At 68.5% G+C, this 704-nt stretch carries 1 protein-coding gene; it reads left to right on the forward strand.

Annotated elements, in window-relative coordinates:
* Nucleotides 1-704 (forward strand): flavodoxin-dependent (E)-4-hydroxy-3-methylbut-2-enyl-diphosphate synthase (gene ispG / locus JK363_RS41530; RefSeq protein ID WP_201883504.1); only part of this gene is annotated, 704 nt, incomplete at both ends.

Here is a 704-nt window from a genome sequence, read left to right on the forward strand (position 1 = left end):
GTGTTCGCGGCGATCGATGCCGGGTGTGCGGCGGTGCGGGTGAATCCGGGGAACATCCGGCAGTTCGACGACAAGGTCAAGGAGATCGCGAAGGCGGCTTCCGATGCCGGGGTGCCGATCCGGATCGGGGTGAACGCGGGGTCGCTGGACAAGCGGCTGCTGGAGAAATACGGCAAGGCCACGCCGGAGGCGCTGGTGGAGTCGGCGTTGTGGGAGTGCTCGCTGTTCGAGGAGCACGGTTTCCGGGACATCAAGATCTCGGTGAAGCACAACGACCCGGTGGTGATGGTCAACGCCTACCGTCAGCTCGCCGCGCAGTGCGACTATCCGCTGCACCTGGGCGTGACCGAGGCCGGCCCGGCGTTCCAGGGCACCATCAAGTCGGCGGTGGCGTTCGGCGCGTTGCTCAGCGAGGGCATCGGGGACACCATCCGGGTCTCGCTGTCGGCGCCTCCGGCGGAGGAGGTCAAGGTCGGCATCCAGATCCTGGAGTCGCTGAACCTGCGCCGGCGCCGTCTGGAGATCGTCTCCTGCCCCTCCTGCGGCCGCGCCCAGGTGGACGTCTACAAGCTGGCCGACCAGGTCACCGCCGGTCTGGACGGCCTCGAGGTGCCGCTGCGCGTCGCCGTGATGGGCTGTGTGGTCAACGGCCCCGGTGAGGCGCGTGAGGCGGATCTGGGTGTGGCTTCCGGCAATGGCAAGGG

Source organism: Streptomyces coffeae (assembly GCF_016741875.1).
Taxonomy (GTDB): Bacteria; Actinomycetota; Actinomycetes; order Streptomycetales; family Streptomycetaceae; genus Streptomyces; species Streptomyces coffeae.